Source organism: Pseudoduganella ginsengisoli (assembly GCF_009720865.1).
Classification (GTDB): Bacteria; Pseudomonadota; Gammaproteobacteria; order Burkholderiales; family Burkholderiaceae_D; genus Rugamonas; species Rugamonas ginsengisoli.
Map to the genome: position 1 here is coordinate 20,106 of NZ_WNLA01000034.1, position 20,512 is coordinate 40,617.

Consider the following 20,512-nt stretch of genomic DNA (forward strand, 5'->3'; position numbering starts at 1 on the left):
GATTTAATCTTTATCCGCTGCGAACTTCGCTTCCAGCTCAGCCAGGCGCGTTTCCAGCGCTTCCAGTTTGGCGCGGGTTTTTGCCAGCACTTGCGCCTGAACATCAAATTCTTCCCGCGTGACCAGGTCCAGCTTGGCAAAGCCTTGCGTCATCATGGCCTTGACATTCTTTTCGATGTCCTTGGCAGGCGAATTTTCAATCGCCTGATTGATCTTGCTTTGCATGTCATTGAAAAAACTGTTCATGTCCATGAGTGGTTCCTTGATCTTTTCGAAATGTCTCTAAAAACGCACCAACCTGGTGCGATGTAACCTTACTATGCAACGGCATGGTGCAACGCCGTGGTGCAGGTACGGCAATCATATGTGTCTGACACTAGTGACTATACGGTAGCCGCTTAATAACGGTGCGCTGGCACGCATTCTGCTAAAGGATAGTGGAACGTTTAGGCCCAGCCTGGATTTTAAACCGCAATAGCTCATCAAGTTCAAACTAAAGGATATCGCTATGAAATACATGACCAAGCCCTCGTCTGTAGCAGCCGCAGTTACCTTGGCGGTTGCCGCAATGGGAGCGGGACTGGCGCATGCAGAAGAAGCCAAGCCGGATCACGAGGTGTCCTTCAATGCAGCAGTCACCTCCGACTACCGCTATCGCGGCATTTCGCAAACGCGCCTGAAGCCTGCTCTGCAGGCAGGCGCCGACTATACGAACAATCCTACTGGCTTGTATGTGGGGACGTGGGCGTCGTCGATCAAGTGGATCAAGGACGCCGGCGGCGACGATAACGTGGAATGGGATATCTACGGCGGCAAGCGCGGCGAAATCGCCCCTGGCGTCAGCTATGACGTGGGCGGCCTGTACTACCTCTACCCATCCAATGGCCTGAAGCCAAGCGCCAACACGTTTGAGCTGTATGGCCAGGTTGGCTACGGTCCGGCCACGCTGAAGTATTCGTCGTCGACCACCAACCTGTTCGGCTTCGCCAACAGTAAGCATTCCGGTTACCTGGATGCCCAGATTAACCAGGATATCGCCGAGGGTCTGACGCTGAACCTGCACGTCGGCCATCAGACCGTCAAACACAACAACGGTTCCAGCTACACCGATTTTAAGCTTGGCCTGACCAAGGACTTCGGTGTCGTCAGCGTGTCGCTGGCTGGCATCAAGGCTAATTCCAATGCATACGTTGGTGCAAACGGCAAGGATCTGGCAAAAACCGGCGCCGTGCTGACTGTTTCCAAAGTCTTCTGATATCGAGGCATGCCATGAAACTCATTACTGCAATTATTAAGCCGTTCAAACTGGACGAAGTCCGTGAAGCCTTGTCGGCCATTAACGTGCAAGGTATTACTGTCACGGAAGTGAAAGGCTTTGGCCGTCAGAAGGGCCATACCGAGCTGTATCGTGGCGCGGAATATGTGGTGGACTTCCTGCCCAAAACCAAAATCGAAGCAGCCGTCGATGACGCTGTGGTCGAGCAAGCCATTGAAGCGATTGAAAAAGCCGCCCGCACCGGCAAGATCGGCGACGGCAAGATCTTCGTCTATAACCTGGAACAGGTGGTCCGTATCCGTACCGGTGAGACCGGCAACGACGCACTCTGATGCATTCAAATTGGGGATGATAGCCATGAAAACAACGATAACGAAATTGCTGGCCGGGGCGGCAATGCTGTTTGCCTTCGGCGCCGCACTGCCAGTGCATGCACAGGATGCCAAGCCTGCCGAAGCTGCCGTAGCCTCTGCTGCTGCCTCGGCGCCTGCCGCTGCACCGGCTCCTGAAGCAGCTGCACCAGCGGCCGCCGCACCTGCCGCGGCTGCACCTGCCGCAGCAGCCGCCACGCCGGCAGATCCCGCCGCCGCACCGGCGCCAGTCGCCAATAAGGGCGATACCGCGTGGATGTTTGTCGCCACGCTGCTGGTGATCTTGATGACGATCCCTGGCCTGGCCCTGTTCTACGGCGGCCTGGTACGCTCGAAGAACATGCTGTCCGTGCTGCTGCAAGTGTTCTTCATCTTTGCGCTGATCATTACGCTGTGGTGCCTGTACGGCTACTCGCTGGCGTTCACGGAAGGCGGCGCGTTCTACGGCAAGTTTGACCGACTGTTCCTGAACGGTATCTGGGATCCAGTCAAGGCATCGTTCTCGACCGCAGCCACCTTCAGCAAAGGCGTCGTGATTCCTGAGTTCATTTACGTCGCATTCCAGGGCACGTTTGCCGCCATTACCTGCGGCCTGATCGTCGGCGCGTTCGCCGAGCGTGCGAAGTTCTCCGCTGTAGTCGCGTTCGTGGTCCTGTGGTTCACGTTCTCGTACCTGCCGATCGCCCACATGGTCTGGTTCTGGACCGGCCCTGACGCGATCAAGGATGCCGCTACGCTGGCTGCTGAAACCGCAAAAGCAGGCTACATCTTCCAAAAAGGCGCGCTGGACTTCGCTGGCGGCACCGTGGTGCACATCAACGCCGCCGTGGCCGGCCTGGTTGGCGCCATCATCATCGGCAAGCGCGTTGGCTATGGCCGCGAATCGATGGCTCCACACTCGCTGACGATGACCATGGTTGGCGCATCGCTGCTGTGGGTGGGCTGGTTTGGCTTCAACGCCGGTTCCGCACTGGAAGCAGGCGACGTGGCAGCACTGGCCTTCATCAACACGCTGCTGGCAACCGCTGCCGCTACCGTGTCGTGGGTGGTTGGCGAATGGATGATGAAAGGTAAGCCTTCGATGCTGGGCGGTGCTTCCGGCGCCGTGGCTGGCCTGGTGGCGATCACCCCGGCTTGCGGTTTCGTTGGCCCGATGGGTGCACTGGCAATCGGCCTGCTGGCTGGCGTAGTCTGCCTGTGGGGTGTGAATGGCCTGAAGCGCATGATCGGCGCGGACGACTCGCTGGACGTATTCGGCGTGCACGGCGTCGGCGGTATCCTGGGTGCATTGCTGACCGGCGTGTTTGCTTCGCCATCGCTGGGCGGCCAGGGCATCTTCGACTACGTGACCAATAAAATGTCGGCCGACGCCTACTCGATCGGCGCACAGGTTACGACGCAGGCAACGGCTGTCGGCATCACCATCGTTTGGTCCGCAGTGGTGTCCGTGATCGCCTATAAACTGGTGGATATCGTGATCGGCCTGCGCGTTCCGGAAGAAGAAGAGCGCGAAGGTCTGGACATCACCAGCCACGGTGAACAGGCTTACCACGCCTAATCGCTTGCTGGTTTGATAAGAGGGCGCCCGCGAGGGCGCCTTTTTTTATGGGGACCGACTTTTTTATAGCGTTCGCCTTTAAATTGCCACTTTTGCCCCGATTTGGTGAGTTTGCACGGTAATATAAGACTGTTTTTCTACAGTTGTTAAGGAAGCAACCATGGTCCCCCACCTCGTCACGGCCCTGACCGGACCGCTGCTCGACCTCGAAGAAAAGATCATCGCCGCCACGCCGGCCATCGAGCGCTGGTTCCGCCTGGAATGGCAGGAACATACGCCGCCGTTCTATTGTTCCGTCGATTTGCGCAATGCAGGCTACAAGCTGGCCCCTGTCGATACCAACCTGTTCCCGGCTGGTTTTAATTACCTGGCAACGGAAATGCTGCCGCTGTCGGTGCAGGCCGCGATGGCTGCGATCGACAAATATTGCCCGGATGCGCGCAACCTGCTGCTGATCCCCGAGGTGAAGGACCGCCATCCGCGCTACCTGGAAAACATCGCCCGCCTGATGCAAATTTTCCGCCAGACGGGCTTGCACGTGCGTCTGGGCTCGCTGTCGCCGGAAATTACGCAGCCGACGCCGCTGGCGCTGCAAGACGGGAATATGCTGGTGATCGAGCCGCTGGTGCGCTCGCCCAATGGCCGCCGCCTGGGGCTGAAAGACTTCGATCCGTGCACGATCTTGATCAACAACGATCTGTCGGCGGGGATTCCAGACATCCTGCAAAACATCCACGAACAAAGTTTATTGCCGCCGCTGCATGCTGGCTGGGCGCTGCGCCGCAAGAGCAACCACTTGACGGCGTATGACGAAGTGGCGAAGAAATTCGGCAAGCTGATTGGCGTCGACCCGTGGATGCTCAATCCCTTCCACGCCAAGTGCGATGAAGTGGATGTGCACAGCGGCGATGGCCTCGATTGCCTGGCCACGAACGTCGATGCGCTGCTGGCGAAAATCCGCAAGAAGTACAAGGAATACGGCATCAAGGACCAGAAGCCGTTTGTCATCATCAAGCCGGATGCGGGCACGTATGGAAAAGGCATCATTTCCGTGCGCGATGCGGCGGAATTGAAGGATTTGACGGCGGCGCAGCGCGAGCGCATGTCCATCATCAAGGATGGCAAAGTCGTGTCCGACCTGAATGTGCAGGAAGGCGTGCCGACCTTTGAGAGCATCAAGGATTCCGTTGCGGAGCCTGTCGTGTACATGATCGACCGCTATGTGGTGGGCGGCTTTTACCGCGTGCATGCGGAGCGGGGCGTCGAGCAAAACCTCAATGCGCCCGGTTCGCAATACATGCCGCTGGCGTTCGCGCAGCAGCATGCGGTTCCGGACGTGAAAGCCAAGCCGGGCACGGCGGCGCCGAACCGCTTCTACGTGTATGGCGTGGTGGCGCGTCTGGCCTTGCTGGCGGCATCGCTGGAAATGGAGCGGACGGACCCGAATCCGGAAGTATATTAAAAATTTGGGTGCAGGGCCTTTAGGCCGGGCACCCGCATTTTATACAGTCCGTTAGCCCAGGCTCGCCCGGTGCATTCAAGCGAAACCGGCTAAAATCGATACATTCCGTCTATAGAGCACCGCCATGAAAATAGCTTTCCTTGCCGATCCGCTGGCCAGTTTTAAAACCTACAAGGATTCGACGTACGCCATGATGGCCGAGGCATCGCGCCGCGGCCATGAAGTCTATGCGTTTGAACAGCATGACATGGCGCTGCTTGAAGGCGTGGTGACGGCCCGCGTGGCCCGCATTACGCTGACGGGCGATGGCGACGACTGGTTCCGCGCCACCGACGTGCATGAATCGCGGCTCGATGCATTCGACGCCGTCATCCAGCGCAAGGATCCGCCATTCGACATGGAATACGTGTACGGCACGTACTTGCTGCAATTGGCGGAACAGCAGGGCGCGCGCGTGTTCAACAAGCCATCGGCGATCCGCGATCACAATGAAAAATTGTCGATTGCGCAATTCTCGCAATTTACCGCACCGACCCTGGTCAGTTCGTCGGAACAGCGCCTGCGTGAATTCCACCGCGTGCACAAGGACGTGATTTTCAAGCCGCTCGACGGCATGGGCGGTTCCGGCATTTTCCGCGTCAAGGACGATGGCTTGAACCTGGGCTCCATCATTGAAACGCTGACGGCCCTGGGCAGCCGCACCATCATGGCGCAGCGCTATATCCCGGACATCGTCAAAGGCGACAAGCGCATCTTGCTGATCGATGGCAAACCCGTGCCGTTTGCACTGGCGCGCATCCCGCAAGCGGGCGAAGTGCGGGGCAACCTGGCAGCGGGCGGTACCGGCGTGGCGCAGCCACTGTCGCCCCGTGACCTCGAAATCGCGGAAACCCTGGGCCCTGTACTGGCGGCCCGTGGTTTGTTGCTGGTAGGATTGGATGTTATTGGTGAAAACTTAACGGAAGTAAACGTCACGAGCCCGACCTGCTTCCAGGAAATCACACAGCAGACGGGCTTCCAGGTGGCAGCCATGTTTATCGATGCAGTGGAAGCGCGTGCATCGGAAGCCAGGGTGTAAGCATGGTTGGCATTTTGCTCATGACGCACGCGCCGTTGGGCCAGGCTTTTATTGCAGCGTGCAACCACGTATTCCGTGGCGAAACGGAAATGCTGGAAGCCATCGACGTGGTGGCGGATCAGGATTTGAATGAAGTACAGGCGCTGGCGCAGGCTGCCATCAAGCGCCTCGACAGCGGCGACGGTGTGCTGGTCATCACCGATATCAAGGGCGGCACCCCCGCCAATTGCTGCAACAAGCTGGCCGATGCCGGCCGCGTGGAAGTGATTGCAGGTATCAGCCTGCCGATGCTGTTGCGCGCGATCACCTACCGCCGCGACACGCTGGATGTGGTGGTTGAAATGGCCTTGGCTGGCGCGCAAAACGGTGCGGTGCGGGTCGATAACCGTATCCGCGTGGTGTAACCGTCTGATATGTGGATGCCCGGCCTGAAGGCCCTGCACCCAGTAATTTGAGAACCTTTATGATCCAGCAAGAACTCGAAATCATTAACAAGCTGGGCCTGCATGCACGGGCCTCCGCCAAGTTCACGCAGTTGGCGGCCAAGTACAAGAGCGATGTCTTCCTGACCCGCAATGCCCGCCGCATCAATGCGAAGTCCATCATGGGCGTGATGATGCTGGCGGCCGGCAAAGGCGCCAAAGTCATGCTGGAAGCGGATGGGCCCGACGAACAGGATTGCATTACCGCGCTGGCGGCGCTGGTCAATGACAAGTTCGGTGAAGGCGAGTAATGCCGGATGACCGCCGCCCACACACAATACTGAAAAATATGGCGTCGTTCTCCCTCCACGGTATCCCGGTTTCACGCGGCATCGCGATCGGCCGCGCCCATTTGCTGGCGCCGGCCGCGCTCGACGTCAAACATTACCTGGTGCAGGAAGAGCACCTGGAAGCGGAAGTCACGCGCCTGCGCGAAGCGCTGGCCACCGTGCACCGTGAATTGCAGACTTTGTGGAATGATTTGCCGAAGGATGCGCCGACTGAATTGGGCGCATTCATCGACGTGCATGCGCTGATCTTGTCGGACCCGATGATTTCCGAAGCACCGCTCGACATCATCCGCACGCGGCACTACAACGCGGAATGGGCGCTGCTGACGCAGATCGATGAATTGTCGGCGCAGTTCGATGAAATCGAAGACCCGTACCTGCGCGAGCGCAAGGCCGACATCCAGCAAGTGGCTGAGCGGGTATTGAAAGTATTGATGGGCACGGAACCGTTGCCGGTGCAGGATGACGACGATCCGGATGGCTTCAAGGCCCAGATGATCGTCGTGGCGCACGACATCTCGCCGGCCGACATGCTGAAGTTCCGCGACCGCTCGTTCATCGGCTTCATTACCGATGTGGGCGGACAAAACTCGCATACGGCGATTGTCGCGCGCAGCCTGGATATCCCCGCGGCAGTCGGCATGTCGCAGGCTTCCACGCTGATTGAACAGGACGACTGGGTCATCATCGATGGCGACACGGGTGTCGTCATTGCCAACCCCAGTGCGCTGGTGCTGGACCAGTACCGCGAGCGCCAGTTGCAACAGCAGCGCGCCCGCAAAAAGCTGCAAAAGCTGAAAAAGACGGCGTCCGTCACGAAAGACGGCACCGCCATCACGTTGCTGGCCAATATCGAATTGCCGGAAGATTGCGAAGCCGCGATGGAAGCGGGCGCCCATGGCGTGGGCCTGTTCCGTTCCGAATTCCTGTTCATGGGCCGCGCCGGATCGATTCCATCGGAAGACGAGCAATTCGAGCAATACCGCAAAGCCGCGGAAATGATGAAGGGGCGGGTAGTCACCATCCGCACCCTGGACCTGGGCGCTGACAAACCGCTGGACCAGGCCGACCACACGGCGCTGAACCCGGCGCTGGGTTTGCGCGCGATCCGCTATTGCCTGGCCGAGCCGCAATTGTTCCTGTCCCAGCTGCGGGCGATTTTGCGTGCGTCCGTGTACGGCAAAGTGCGCATCCTGATTCCGATGCTGGCGCACGCGTTTGAAATTGACCAGGCGCTGGCCATGATCGAGCAGGCCAAGGGGCAGCTGCGGGAAGCGGGCCTGCCGTATGACGCCACGGTGGAAGTGGGCGCCATGATTGAAATCCCGGCGGCGGCCCTGTCGCTGCCCATGTTCGTCAAGCGTATGGACTTCCTGTCGATCGGCACCAACGACTTGATCCAATATACGCTAGCAATCGACCGGGTTGATTATGAGGTGGCGCACCTTTACAATCCCCTGCATCCCGCCGTGCTCCAGCTCATCGCCATGACCATTGCGGCCGGCCATAAAGCCGGCATCGACGTGGCTGTCTGCGGTGAAATGGCGGGCGACGTCAAGCTGACGCGCCTGCTGCTGGGCATGGGACTGCGCGAATTCTCCATGCATCCGGCGCAGCTCCTGGCGGTCAAGCAGGAAATCCTGAACAGCGACCTCGGCCTCATCATGCCGCAGACGCGCAAGATCCTGCGCGCGGTGGAGCCGAATGCCATCGCGGATGCCGTACAGGCATTGCAAGCATTATAAAAATTGCGGCGCCTATCATTAAGGCGCCGCATTGATCCAATGGCCCGTGGGGCCGTGCTTTTCTGAAAACCCATGTCTTCTTCGATAGGAATCGTATCGCCGAAAACCATGCATTTCGCGGAGCCGCTGCAGCTGCAGAGCGGTGCGCAGCTGCGCGACTATATGCTGATGTATGAAACCTATGGCACACTGAACGCGGATAAATCCAATGCCGTGCTGGTGTGCCATGCCTTGAACGCGTCCCACCACGTGGCCGGCGTCTATGCCGACCAGCCCAACAACGTGGGCTGGTGGGACAATATGGTGGGACCGGGCAAACCGCTCGACACCAATAAATTCTTTGTCATCGGTATCAATAATCCCGGTTCGTGCTTCGGCTCGACGGGGCCGATGCACACCAATCCCGCCACTGGCAAGCCTTATGGCGCCGCCTTCCCCGTGGTGACGGTGGAAGACTGGGTCAATGCGCAGGCGCGCCTGGCGGATAACCTCGGGATCACGCAATTTGCCGCTGTCATGGGCGGTTCGCTGGGCGGCATGCAGGCGCTGGCCTGGTCCATCATGTATCCGGACCGCTTGCGCCATTGCCTCGTCATTGCCTCGACGCCGAAACTGTCGACGCAAAATATCGCCTTTAACGACGTCGCGCGCCAGGCGATCCTGACGGATCCCGATTACCACGGCGGCGATTTTTACGAACATGGCGTGGTGCCGAAAAACGGCTTGAAAGTGGCGCGCATGATCGGCCACATCACGTACCTGTCCGATGATTCGATGGGCGAGAAATTCGGCCGCAAGCTGCGCGATGCGGAAGAAAATGGCGGCGCGTATAAATTCGGCTTTGGCGTGGACTTTGAAATTGAATCGTACCTGCGCTACCAGGGCGACAAGTTCTCGTCGTACTTTGACGCCAACACGTATTTGCTGATCACCAAGGCGCTGGATTACTTCGACCCGGCCCGCAACCACGGCGGCGATTTGGCCAAGGCGTTAGCCGGTACCAAGGCGGAATTCTTCCTCGCATCGTTCACGACGGACTGGCGTTTCTCGCCGGAGCGTTCGCGTGAAATCGTTGATGCGCTGATCGCCAACCGGCGCCAGGTGACGTACGCGGAAATCGATGCGCCGCATGGCCATGATGCGTTCCTGCTGGAAGATGCGCGCTACATGAACATGGTGCGCGCGTATTATGACCGCGTTTGGAAGGGGATTTGAATGACGCTGACTTTTGAAGATTTGAGCAGCGCCCGTCCTGACCTGGCGTTCATTGCGCACTGGGTCAAACAGGGTTCGCATGTACTGGACGTGGGCTGCGGCGATGGCGTCATGATGGAATACCTGCAAGCGGGCAAGCAGTGCACCGGCTATGGCATCGAGATCGCCGATGACAAGGTATTGGAAAGCACCAAGCGCGGTGTGCGCGTAATCCAGCAAGACATGGAAAACGGCCTGGGCCTGTTCCGCGATAATTCGTTTGATACGGTGCTGTGCCTGTCGTCGCTGCAAATGATGACGCAGGTGGAAGAACTGTTGCGCGACATCGTACGCGTCGGCAAGGAAATCATCGTGTCGTTCCCTAACTTCGCTTACTGGCCGCACCGCGTGGCTTTATTGAAGGGGCGTATGCCTGTCTCGAAAACGCTGCCGTACCAGTGGTATGACACGCCGAACGTGCGCTGCGCCACCATCAATGATTTCCGCGACCTGGCGGAAGAAGTGGGGCTGGAAGTGGTGGAGTGCGTGGCGCTGGCGGAAGGCAAAATCGTCGGTGTGTTGCCGAACTTGCGCGGCGAACTGGCGGTGTTCCGCCTTCGTAAAAAGGCGTCTCACTGATGGCGGCGGCGGGCTGGCGCGATTATCTCAATGGCCGCATCCTGGCCATTCTGTGTTTCGGCTTCAGCTCCGGCCTGCCGCTGTACACGCTGCTGTCACTGACGCAAGCCTGGCTGTCCAAGTCTGGCATGAATTTGAAGACGCTGGGTTTGTTCTCGGTCGTCATGTTTTCCTACACGTTTAAATTCCTGTGGTCGCCCTTAATGGACCGCTATGCGCTGCCGCTGGGCCGCAGGCGGGGCTGGATGGCGCTGACCCAGTTGCTGCTGTTCTTGCTGATCGGCGCCATGGGCTGGCTTGATCCGATCGGGCAAGTAGGATTGGTGGCGCTTTGCGTGGGAGCCGTGGCATTTGTGTCGGCCAGCCAGGACGTGGTGATCGACGCGTACCGCCGCGAAGTTTTGGAAGATAAGCAGCAGGGCCTGGGCGCCGCGGCCATTGTCAGCGCGTATAAGGCTGCCCAGCTGGTTCCTGGTTCGCTGGGGCTGGTGTTGGCCGACAGTTTGCCGTGGGCCACCGTGTTCTGGATCGTGGCGGCATTCATGTTGCCGGGCTTGATTTGCACGCTGGCCGTCAGCGAACCGAAAGTCTACGGCGACCCGCCGAAAAACCTGCAGCAGGCCATCGTGCTGCCATTCCGCGAATTCATTGAGCGCGACGGCTGGCGCAAGGCGCTGTGGATCGTTGCATTTATCCTGCTGTACAAGATTGGCGACTCGATGGCCACGGCGCTGGCCACGAAATTCTTCCTCGACCTGGGTTTCACCGCCACGCAGATTGGCCTGGCGGCCAACGCCACCGTGCTGTGGGCCAGCCTGGCCGGGGGTGTGGTCGGCGGCGTGTGGATGGTAAAACTCGGCATTAACCGCGCGTTGTGGGTGTTCGGCGTGCTGCAAGCCGTTGCGATCCTCGGCTTTGCGTGGCTGGCCAAAGCCGGTCCCGATACCACGCTGCTGGCCGGTGTCTATGGCTTTGAATCCTTCACCAGCACGGGCCTTGGCACTGCCGCACTGGTGGCGTTCATATCGCGCTGCACCGACCCGCGTTACACTGCCACCCAATACGCGCTGTTTTCCAGCCTGGCTGCCGTGCCGCGCACGTTCATCAATGCGTCGGTCGGCTTCATCGTGGCGGAAACCGGCTGGTTTAATTTCTTTATTATCTGCTTCATCCTGGCGGCTCCCGCCATGATGATGTTGCCCAAAATAGCACCATGGAACGAACCCAAATGAAATCGCTGAAACTGACCTTGGCCACACTGGCGCTGGCTGTCAGCGCTGCTACTGCCTACGCACAGCCTCAAAAGGGCGAGCCGGACGGCATTCCTGTCGACAACCTGTCTGCTTTGCGCGGCTTCGGTGGTGACGCTGCTGCATTCGATGCGCAATCGAAACAGCAGTATTTGCAATTGATGAGCCAAGCGCAGCAAAAGGGCGCTCTGATGCCGGACAGCGATCCGCAAGTGCAGCGGCTGCGCAATATCGCACGCCGCATCGTGCCGTTCGCGCCGCGCTGGAATCCGGAGGCGACCAAATGGAACTGGCAAGTCAACTTGTTGAATTCCCCGACGGTCAACGCGTTTTGCATGCCGGGTGGGCGCATTGCGTTTTACACCGGCATTTTGACGAAGCTGAATTTGAGCGACGATGAAGTGGCCATGGTGATGGGCCATGAAATTGCCCATGCATTGCGCGAACACGCGCGTGAACAGGCTGGCAAGACTGCCCTGACCGGACTGGCAGCCCGCGTGATTGGCGCTGGCGTTGCCGCATATGCGGGTGTGGACCCGCGCCTTGGTGAAATGGGCGGAAATGTGGCCACCAAACTAGCTTCGCTGCGCTATTCGCGTGACGATGAGCGTGACGCTGACCTGGTGGGAATGGATATTGCCGCCCGCGCTGGTTATGACCCCCGTGCAGGCCGCATCCTGTGGGAAAAAATGGCCACGCAAAGCAAAGGCGCGCCGCCAGCATTCCTGTCGACCCACCCGGCCGGTAAAGAGCGCATCGAGCGCATGGAAAAAGCGTTGCCGCTGGTGCTGCCTGTCTTTGCCCGCACCAAAGGTGTGGAGACGGACCAGTTGCCGCCATACCGCACCTTGCCGCTGCCGGGCGCCAGGTAAGATGCCTCGCCCGCGCGTGCGGGAAGAAACGCCGCTGCCCATCCGCGATGGCGTTGCTCCCAGCTATCTGTGGCTGCCGGAAGGGCAGTGGCCGAACATGCTGGCGTTCCTTGTTGAACGCTATCCCGCCGTATCGGAAGCATCGTGGCGCGAGCGCATGGCGAAAGGCGAAGTGGTCGACAATGACGGCAAGCCTTTGACGCCGGAGTCGCGCTACCGGCGCGGCATGCGCATCTTTTATTACCGCGAGCTGGAACAGGCTGAAACGCCGATTCCCTTTGAAGAGGAAATCCTGTTCCAGGATGATCACCTGGTGGTGGTCGACAAGCCTCATTTCCTGCCCATGATTCCATCGGGCCGTTTCCTGCATGAGACCTTGCTGGTGCGGTTGCGCAAAAAACTGGGCATCGAAGACTTGACGCCGATCCACCGGCTTGACCGGGAAACTGCCGGCGTCGTGATTTTTTCGTCGAACATCGCCAGCCGCGGGCGCTACCAGTCGATGTTCCAGAAGCGTGTCGTGCAAAAGGAATATGAAGCGCTGGCGCCACGGCTGGAAGGTGTCGAGTTTCCCTTTACTTACCGCAGCCGCATGGTGGATGGCGACAAATTCTTTGTCATGAAAGAAGAGCCGGGCGAACCGAATTCGGAAACCGTCATCGACGTGATCGAACACCGGCCGGATGGCAATACGTTATATCGCCTGTGGCCGCACACGGGCCGCCAGCACCAGTTGCGCCTGCATCTGGCGTCGCTGGGCATCCCCATTATCAATGACGCGTTTTATCCGGTGGCGCTGCCGTGCAAGCAGGATGATGTGTCGTCCCCCCTCAAGCTTTTGGCGCGCGCCATCAGTTTTGCCGACCCGCTGACGGATGAAATACGGCGCTTTGAAAGCCGCCGCACGCTTTGATCAACTGGTCAGGCCGTACAGGTGGATATCGCTGTCGATAATGAACGTGATGGTGGTATCGGACTTCAACTGGTATTTGTTGTAGCCCAGGATTTGAATCCACGTCGCGGATTCCCACAGCGAGCTGTCGTAGTAGATCGTATCCGTGCTGTCGCCTTCGAAGCGGATCGAGTCCGTATCCGACATGGTCTGGATCGCCGCACCTGAAATCGTCAGCGTATTGCTGGTGCCAAGCGAGATCTTTTCAATGTGCGCGATGTTGGACGTTAAGGTGCTGAGAGACAAGGTCTGGCTGGACACGCCGATGTTCAGCACGTCCGTGCCATCGGTGCCGCCATCGATCAACCCGCTCAGCGTTCCCGCCAGGCTGGCCGTCACGGTAAACGTATCGCTGCCATCTCCGCCATAGATGTTGCTGCCCAGCGCGGCCACCGTGAACTGGTCGGCGCCTGCTTCGCCATAAATCGTATTGCCGCTGGTGGCAACGGTAATGGTATCGGCGCTGTCGCCGCCGTAGACGGTGTTGCCCGTGCTGCTGACGGAAATGGTGTCCGTGTCGCTGCCGCCCGTGACGGTATTGTCCGCACCCGTAACGGTAATGCTGTTGGCGCCGGGGCCTGCATCTACCGTGTTGGATGAGCCGGAGACCGTAATGGTGTCCGCACCGGTATCGCCGGTCTCGGAATTATCGCCGTATACCGTGTTGTAGGTCCCCGAGATGGACAGCGTATCGTCGCCGTCATTGCCATACACGTAGTTGTACGAGCCTGTCACCGTGATGGTGTCTGCATCCGCTCCGCCTTCGATCTGGCTGTTATGGCTGCCGTTGACGTTGATGGTATCGCTGCCGCCATCGCCGTAGACGTGGTTGGTGGTGGAGGCGCTGTTGATGTTGATGGCGTCATTGCCGCTTCCGGCATGCACGGCATTACTCGCGCCGGTGATATCGATGGTGTCGTTGCCCGCTTGCGTGTACAGATACTTGCTGCCGGTGGCCGTGTGGTTGCCGGCGCTGTCGTCGCCGACATAGACCGTGTAGTTGCTGGTCTCGCCGTAGTATCCGATATTGCCCGCCTTGTCCGAGGCACGGAAGCCGATTTCGCCGCCTGCTGCGACCTTGACGTCGGCAATGGTCCAGATGAACGCCGTCATGGCGGATGCCTTAGTCCAGGTCGAGCCGCTATCGGTCGTGTATTCAATGAATTCGTCGTCGAGGTTGAATTCGCCGCTCACCGAGCCCGTGATGGTGCTGATGGCGGTATTGATGCCCAGGCCAGTGAAGGAAGGCAAGCCCGATGTCGATGTCGAGATGCGGCCGGACGGCGAGCTGGTATCGACAGTCCAGCTGTCGCTCAGCGTGGCGGCCGTGCTTTCATAACCCGCCGTATCGTATTGCTCGACCTGGATCACGCCGGCCGCATACGTGTCATCGCTCAGCGGGATCGAATACGTGGACCCGCTGGTCTGTACCGTGGTCCATCCGGCGTTTGACGTCAGCTTGTAGCGCAAGTATGCCGCGGTGATGCCGGAGACGCACAGCGTCGCGTTGTTGGTGATATGGTCGTTGTCCGTGCCGGTATGGCTGGCGTACGTCGATTCCGTCATCGCCAGGGTGACCGCGGATGGCGTTGGCACCGATTCGGTCGAGAACGACAGCAGTGCCGTATCGATCGCCACGCTGTTGCCTGCCGTATCGGACAGCGCAGCGTTATAGACGTACACCGTGTAAGTGCTGGCGTATTGCAGGGAACCCGACAGCGACAGCGTAGCGGTATGCGTGGAACTGTCGTAGCTGAGCGTATTGCCGCTCAGCGCTTCGCCGGTGATTTCGCGGGCGTCGTTGGCGCCGTCGGTGACCTTGAAGCCGGTACGGGAATTCACGTCGGCCAGCGCTTCGCTGAACACCAGCGTCACGGAACTGGTGCTGACACTGTTGCTGGTCGAACTCGATGACGGCGTGCTTGAAGACAGCGACGGCGCAATCGTATCGATGGTGATGCTGGTGGCGCTGCTGGCCGTGCCAGTGTTGCCGGCCCTGTCGTAGACGCGCAATGCCAGCGCATGAGTGCCGTCCGTCAGCGTGCTGAGCGTGATGTTAATGTCGGCGCCGGACGAGCTGAAATCCGTTGACGTCAGCGTATAGGTGCCGACCACCGCATCGCCGTTGCTGCTGTCGATGATCTGCAATTTGTCGCCGGCAACCAGGCCACTGGTATTGGCGACATTGACGGTGACAGTCGGCGCACTGTTGTTGGTAATGTTGTCCGTGCTGCTGGTGCCGCTATCGCTGCTTGCCGCCAGATCCACGGTCTTGCCGGCCATCGATATCGCGCTGGTGTCGATCGTCAGCGCCAGGGCCTGGCTTTGCGTGCCCGTGTTGCCGGCAGCGTCGCGTGAACGCAAGACCAGCGAATGCGAACCCGCACTTAATTCACTGACGGTGGCCGATACGGTGCCGCCATAAGACGTCAGCTCGCTGCTGGTGATGGTATGCGTGTGCAGGATGGTGCTGGTGGTCGTGTCGTAGACGTCAACATAATCGCCTGCCGTCAGGCCGGAGTTATACAGGCTGTACGTGATGACGGGCGTGGTATTGGACGTGATGTCGTCACTGGTGCCGCCGCTGACGCCGTTGCTGGTATCGGAGCTGGAGGCCAGGTCCGGGATTTTGCTGGACATGGAGCCCGGGCTGGTCGTGTCGATCGTGTACGTGTGGCTGACCGGCGTGCCCGCAACGCCGGTGCCGTCGGTCAGGCGCACCTGGATGGTATCGCTGCCGGACAGCGTTTTGCTGATCGACCACGCTTGCCCGCTGACGGTGGCCTCGCTCCACGTGCTGCCATTGTCGGTCGACACTTCGATCTTGTCGCCCATGGTCGAATAAATGGTGCCGCCGCTGTACGTGCCAGAAATGGTTTGTGTGCCCGTGTTGGTGATCAAGTCGCTGCCGGATTCGCCGCTGTCCGTCGAGAACGCGATCGAGGACGACAGGGTCAGGGCTTGCGTGTCGTAATAGAACGGCAGCGATGCGGCGGATGACGGCCCCGTATTGCCGGATTGGTCGCTGATGGCATTGGCGGACAGCGAGATGGTGCCCGCGCCGTACGCGCTGTCCGTCGGCGTCAGTGTGGCAGTCCAGGTCAAGCCGCTATCTGTGCTGGTGAACGTGCCCAGCGATCCACCCGACACCGTGAAGTCGGAAGCGGTTGGCGTATCCGTCACGGCCTCGCTGAGAGTGACGGTCAACGTGGCCGTGCCGCCTTTGCCCAGCGTATTGTCGTTCAGGGTCAGCGTGGCGGTGGGGCCGGTGGTGTCGGCCGTGAACGTGAAGCTCTTGCTGGATGAAGCCGACGTGGGGCCAACGTTGCCTGCCGTGTCGTACACAGACGAGGCGGCCAGTGCGAGGCTGCCCGTTGCGGTGGGCGTCAAGGTGGCCGTCCACGTCAGGTTGTCCGACGTGCTGAACGTGCCCAAGGTGCCGCCGCTGATGGTGAAATCGCTGGCGGTCAAGCCATACACGGCTTCATCGAATACGACTGTCACGGTCGCAGTCTGGTTCGTGTACAGCGCATCTTTGCTGAGTGTGATGGTCGGCGCCGTGGGCGCGGCCTGGTCCAGCGTATAGCTATGGCTGTACGTCGTGCTGGTCGACGAGCCGTTGGTGGCCCGTACTTTCAGCGTGCTGCTGTGGCTGATGGTCTGGCCGGACAAGCTCCAGCCAGTGCCGATCGTGGTGGCCGTGGTCCAGGATTCACCATTGTCCAGCGACACTTGCACGTATTGGCCGCGCCCCAGCGCAGCCGACAGGGTACCGGAAATTTCTTGCGACGTGGAGCTGGTGATGAAATCGCCACTGGTACCCGTATCCGTGATGCTGGCCGTGGCAATGGTGGCGGTGGGCGCCGCGTTGTACGTAAAACTGGCGTACGCTTCTGACGATGGCCCGCTATTGCCGGCGCTGTCCGTTACCGACGAAGTATTGAGCCGGACCTCTCCGCTGCTGCTTTCCGTCGATGGCGTCAGCGTGGCGACCCACGTGGTGCCACCGTCCGTGCTGACGGGCGCTGTCATGGTGCCGCTGTACTTGAAGTCTGCCAGCGTCAGGCCGGTTACCGCTTCGTTAAACGTGATGGTGACGGTGGAGGTTTCGCCGGTGAGCAGTTCGGGCTGGCTCAGTGCGATGGTGGCGGTAGGCGCTTTGGTGTCGACCGTATAGTTGGACGAACTGGTAGTGCCGCTGCCGGTATTGCCATCGCTGTCGGTAACGCCGGTATTGTCCAGCGTGATGACGTTGGTGGTGTCTTCGATGCTGGACGTTGGCGTCAGGGTGGCCGTCCACGTGATGTTGTCGGTCGTGGTTGGCGTCGACAGCGTGCCATTGGCAACAGTGAAATCGGCAGCAGTCAGTCCCGTTACCGCTTCCGAGAACGTGATGGTCACCGTGGCAGTGTCGCCGGTTTTCAATGCCGTGTCGGAGACGGCAATGGTGGCGGTGGGGCGCACCGTGGCCACGGTGTAATTGGCCGACGTGGTGGTGCCGCTGCCGGCGTTGCCGGATGCATCCGTGATGCCGGTATTGTCCAGCGTGATGACATTGGTTGTGTCGTCCGTGGACGCCGATGGCGTCAGCGTGGCGGTCCAGTTCATGCCATCGGACGATTGCAGCGATGTCAGCGTGCCATTGGCAACCGTCAAATCGGCTGTGGTCAGGCCCGTCACCACTTCGCTGAAGGTAATGGAGACTGTCGTTGTTTCGCCAGCAGTCAATGCGCTGTCCGCCAGGCTGATGGTAGCGGTCGGGCGCAGCGTATCGACGGTGTAATTGGCTGACGTGGTAGTGCCGCTGCCGGTATTGCCTGCCGCATCCGATACGCCGGAATTATTGAGCGTGATGACATTGGTGGAGTCTTCCTGCGAAGCGGTCGGTGTCAGCGTGCCGGTCCACGTGATGTTGTCGGAACTCGTCAGCGACGAAATCGTACCGTTGGCGACGCTCAGGCTGGAGGCGCTGAATCCCGTCACGGCTTCGCTGAATTTGACTGTCACGGTCGTGGTTTCACCAACCGTCAGCGCGGTATCGGCCAGGCTGATGGTGGCGGTCGGGCGGGCCGTATCGACCGTGTAATTTCCCGATGTGGTGGTGCCGGTGCCGCTATTGCCCGCCGAATTATGGAAGCCGGTATTGGCCAGCGTGATGACGTTGGTGGTGTCTTCCGTCGAGGCAGATGGCGTCAAGGTCGCGGTCCACGTGATGTTATCAGTCGTGGTTGGCGTTGAAATCGTGCCGTTGGCAACCGTGACATCGGACGCATCGAAACCCGTCACGGCAGAACTGAACGTAAACGTGACGGTGGTGGTTTCGCCCGCCGTCAACGCCGTATCGGCAATGTTGATGGTAGCGGTGGGACGCACCGTCGATACCGAATAGTTGGCCGACGACGTGCTGCCGATACCGGTATTACCTGCCAGATCGGACACAGCGGTATTGTCGAGGGTGATGACATTCGTCGTTGCCGTGGTGGACGCCGTTGGCGTCAGCGTGGCGGTCCACGTGGTGCCGCCGTCCGTCGAAGTGACAGTGGACAGGGTGCCGTTGCCCACCGTGAGGTCGGCGTTCGTGAATTCCGTTACCGCTTCGCTGAAGGTAATGGTCACCAGCGTGGTTTCACCGGCAGTCAGCGCGCTGTCTGCCAACGAAATCGTGGCAGTGGGCCTGGTGAGGTCGGACGAGTAAGTGGCGGCAACATCGGCAGCCGGACCACTATTACCCGCCAAATCCGTGACGCTGGATGCGTACAACGTCACCGAACCATTGCCGTTGTTGGTCGGGGTTAAGGTGGCCGTCCACGTGACACCGCCATCGGTACTGACCGGTGTGCCGACGGTATCGTTGGACTTGATGTCGGCGCTGGTCAATCCCGTGACCGCTTCACTGAACGTGATGGTAATGGTCGCGGTTTCGCCCTTCTTCAGATGGGCCTTGTCCAGCGTCACCGTTGCGGTGGGCGCGGTCTGGTCCAGCGTGTAGGCTTGCGCCATTGGATTGCTGTACGTGTAGTCATTGAATACACGGGCTTTCAGCGTGTTGCTGGCGCTGATGGTGGCGCCAGCGACTTCCCAGTTGCTGCCGCTCACCGTGGCCTTAGTCCACGTGCTGCCGTTATCGAGCGAGACCTGGATATATTCATCGGCAGCCAGCGTGCCGCTATACGTGCCTTTAATGGTTTGCGACGTGGAGTTCGTAATGAAATCGGTGGCGCTGCTGCCCGTGTCCGTCATGCTGATCGACGTGACCGTGGCAGTCGGCGCATCCGGTACCGTGCTGTAATTGAACGGTTTGCTGGAACTGTTGGCTGGGCCACTGTTGCCTGCCAGGTCGGCGACACTACCCGCGTTCAGTGTCACAGTGCCCGTGGTCGTGCTGACGCCTTTGGTTGGGGTCAGCGTGGCAGTCCAGGTTTTGCCGTTATCAGCCGTCGCCAGCGACGACAAGGCGCCACCCTCGACAGTGAAGTCCGACACGTCCAGTCCCGTCACGGCTTCATTGAAGGTCACGGTAACCGTAGCGGTTTCACCGGCCACCAGGTCGGTATCGTTGATTGCAATGGAGCCCACAGTGGGCGCATCCGTATCGAACGTGTATGCGTGGCGCGCCGCGGCAGACGCATTGCCTTCCGCATTGACGACGCGGGCAATGATCGTGCTGCTGCCCGTCACCGTACCGCCGATGCTCCAGGTGCTGTCCGCAGCATTGACCGTGGCGGCAGCCCAGGTGCCGCCATTATCCAGCGATACCATGACAGCTTCGCCGGCCAGCAGGGCGCCATTGACTTTACCGGCAATGGTTTGCACGGCGCTGCTGGTAATGAAATCCGATGCGCTGCTGCCCGTATCCGTTATCGTGAACGTACTGTCAACCACGGCGGTAGGGAGGGTAGCGGCCGACGTCGTAAATTTCAGCTTGGTCGTGTCCGACAAGCCTGCATACGCATTGCCTGCTTCGTCCAACAGCACGCCTTTGCCCATTTGCACGCTATAGCTTTTGCCCGCCTTCAAATCCGACGCCAGATTGATCGTCACCGTGTCGCCGGACACCGTCACTTGCGACGTATCGCTGATATCGACCGTGCGGGTATCCGTGGCGCCCACGAGGCGGGTGCGCAACGTCCCATCCTTGCCCATATAAGTTTGCGTGGCGCCGTCACTGATGGTGATAAGGCCCGTACCGCTTGTCATCGCTTCGGAAAAAGTCAGGACAATGTCTGCGCTGGTATTGACGGCGCTGGCATTGGCGGTACTGTTGGTGAACGTGACGGATTTCAGGGACGGCGCAGTCAAATCAGACATGGTCTACTCGGCAGGGACAAAAGCGGTACCATATA

At 59.7% G+C, this 20,512-nt stretch carries 15 protein-coding genes; 13 read left to right on the top strand and 2 right to left on the bottom strand.

The genetic code is table 11. The features are described from left to right. Positions 1-3: 3 nt before the first annotated feature. Complete coding sequence (locus GM668_RS28270; RefSeq protein WP_155442325.1) at positions 4-252, bottom strand: accessory factor UbiK family protein; 249 nt, start codon at positions 250-252, stop codon at positions 4-6. A gap of 256 nt (positions 253-508) precedes the next feature. Here GM668_RS28270 and GM668_RS28275 point away from each other — a divergent pair, with 256 nt between their 5' ends. The 13 genes from GM668_RS28275 to GM668_RS28335 all read left to right on the top strand — a co-directional run bounded on the left by GM668_RS28275 (position 509) and on the right by GM668_RS28335 (position 13,130). Further along, on the top strand, positions 509-1,255 hold the full coding sequence (locus GM668_RS28275) for a TorF family putative porin (RefSeq protein ID WP_155442326.1): 747 nt from the start codon (positions 509-511) through the stop codon (positions 1,253-1,255). A 14-nt stretch (positions 1,256-1,269) separates the two neighbouring features. Beyond that, positions 1,270-1,608 (top strand): P-II family nitrogen regulator, encoded by a 339-nt coding sequence (locus tag GM668_RS28280; protein ID WP_155442327.1) that lies wholly within the window; start codon positions 1,270-1,272, stop codon positions 1,606-1,608. 25 nt (positions 1,609-1,633) lie between these two features. Further along, positions 1,634-3,205, top strand: coding sequence for an ammonium transporter (locus GM668_RS28285; protein ID WP_155442328.1), 1,572 nt, complete (start codon positions 1,634-1,636; stop codon positions 3,203-3,205). Positions 3,206-3,365: 160 nt separating this feature from the next. Further along, positions 3,366-4,667, top strand: coding sequence for a glutamate--cysteine ligase (gene gshA, locus GM668_RS28290; RefSeq protein ID WP_155442329.1), 1,302 nt, complete (start codon positions 3,366-3,368; stop codon positions 4,665-4,667). A 124-nt stretch (positions 4,668-4,791) separates the two neighbouring features. Further along, entirely contained in the window at positions 4,792-5,745 is a 954-nt protein-coding gene (gene gshB, locus GM668_RS28295; protein ID WP_155442330.1) for a glutathione synthase, read from the top strand. A gap of 2 nt (positions 5,746-5,747) precedes the next feature. Further along, positions 5,748-6,149 carry a PTS sugar transporter subunit IIA gene (locus tag GM668_RS28300; RefSeq protein WP_155442331.1) on the top strand — a complete coding sequence of 134 codons (402 nt, stop codon included), beginning with the start codon at positions 5,748-5,750 and terminating at the stop codon, positions 6,147-6,149. A 59-nt stretch (positions 6,150-6,208) separates the two neighbouring features. Beyond that, positions 6,209-6,478, top strand: coding sequence for an HPr family phosphocarrier protein (locus GM668_RS28305; RefSeq protein ID WP_155442332.1), 270 nt, complete (start codon positions 6,209-6,211; stop codon positions 6,476-6,478). Positions 6,479-6,516: 38 nt separating this feature from the next. Continuing rightward, the gene (gene ptsP / locus GM668_RS28310; protein WP_155442333.1) at positions 6,517-8,262 is read left to right on the top strand and encodes a phosphoenolpyruvate--protein phosphotransferase; all 1,746 of its coding nucleotides are present in this window, start codon (positions 6,517-6,519) and stop codon (positions 8,260-8,262) included. A gap of 72 nt (positions 8,263-8,334) precedes the next feature. Beyond that, complete coding sequence (gene metX / locus GM668_RS28315) at positions 8,335-9,477, top strand: homoserine O-succinyltransferase MetX (RefSeq protein ID WP_155442334.1); 1,143 nt, start codon at positions 8,335-8,337, stop codon at positions 9,475-9,477. Positions 9,478-9,483: 6 nt separating this feature from the next. Then, on the top strand, positions 9,484-10,095 hold the full coding sequence (gene metW, locus GM668_RS28320; protein WP_155442346.1) for a methionine biosynthesis protein MetW: 612 nt from the start codon (positions 9,484-9,486) through the stop codon (positions 10,093-10,095). Further along, positions 10,095-11,327, top strand: a complete 1,233-nt coding sequence (locus GM668_RS28325) for an AmpG family muropeptide MFS transporter (RefSeq protein WP_155442335.1) — start codon at positions 10,095-10,097, stop codon at positions 11,325-11,327. The genes metW and GM668_RS28325 overlap by 1 nt, the downstream gene beginning before the upstream one ends. Continuing rightward, positions 11,324-12,217 carry a M48 family metallopeptidase gene (locus GM668_RS28330; protein ID WP_155442336.1) on the top strand — a complete coding sequence of 298 codons (894 nt, stop codon included), beginning with the start codon at positions 11,324-11,326 and terminating at the stop codon, positions 12,215-12,217. Before GM668_RS28325 ends, GM668_RS28330 begins: the two co-directional genes overlap by 4 nt. A gap of 1 nt (position 12,218) precedes the next feature. Next, complete coding sequence (locus GM668_RS28335; RefSeq protein WP_155442337.1) at positions 12,219-13,130, top strand: pseudouridine synthase; 912 nt, start codon at positions 12,219-12,221, stop codon at positions 13,128-13,130. Here the strand turns inward: GM668_RS28335 and GM668_RS28340 are convergent, their stop codons facing one another. Beyond that, entirely contained in the window at positions 13,131-20,477 is a 7,347-nt protein-coding gene (locus tag GM668_RS28340) for an Ig-like domain-containing protein (RefSeq protein WP_155442338.1), read from the bottom strand. Positions 20,478-20,512: the final 35 nt, after the last annotated feature.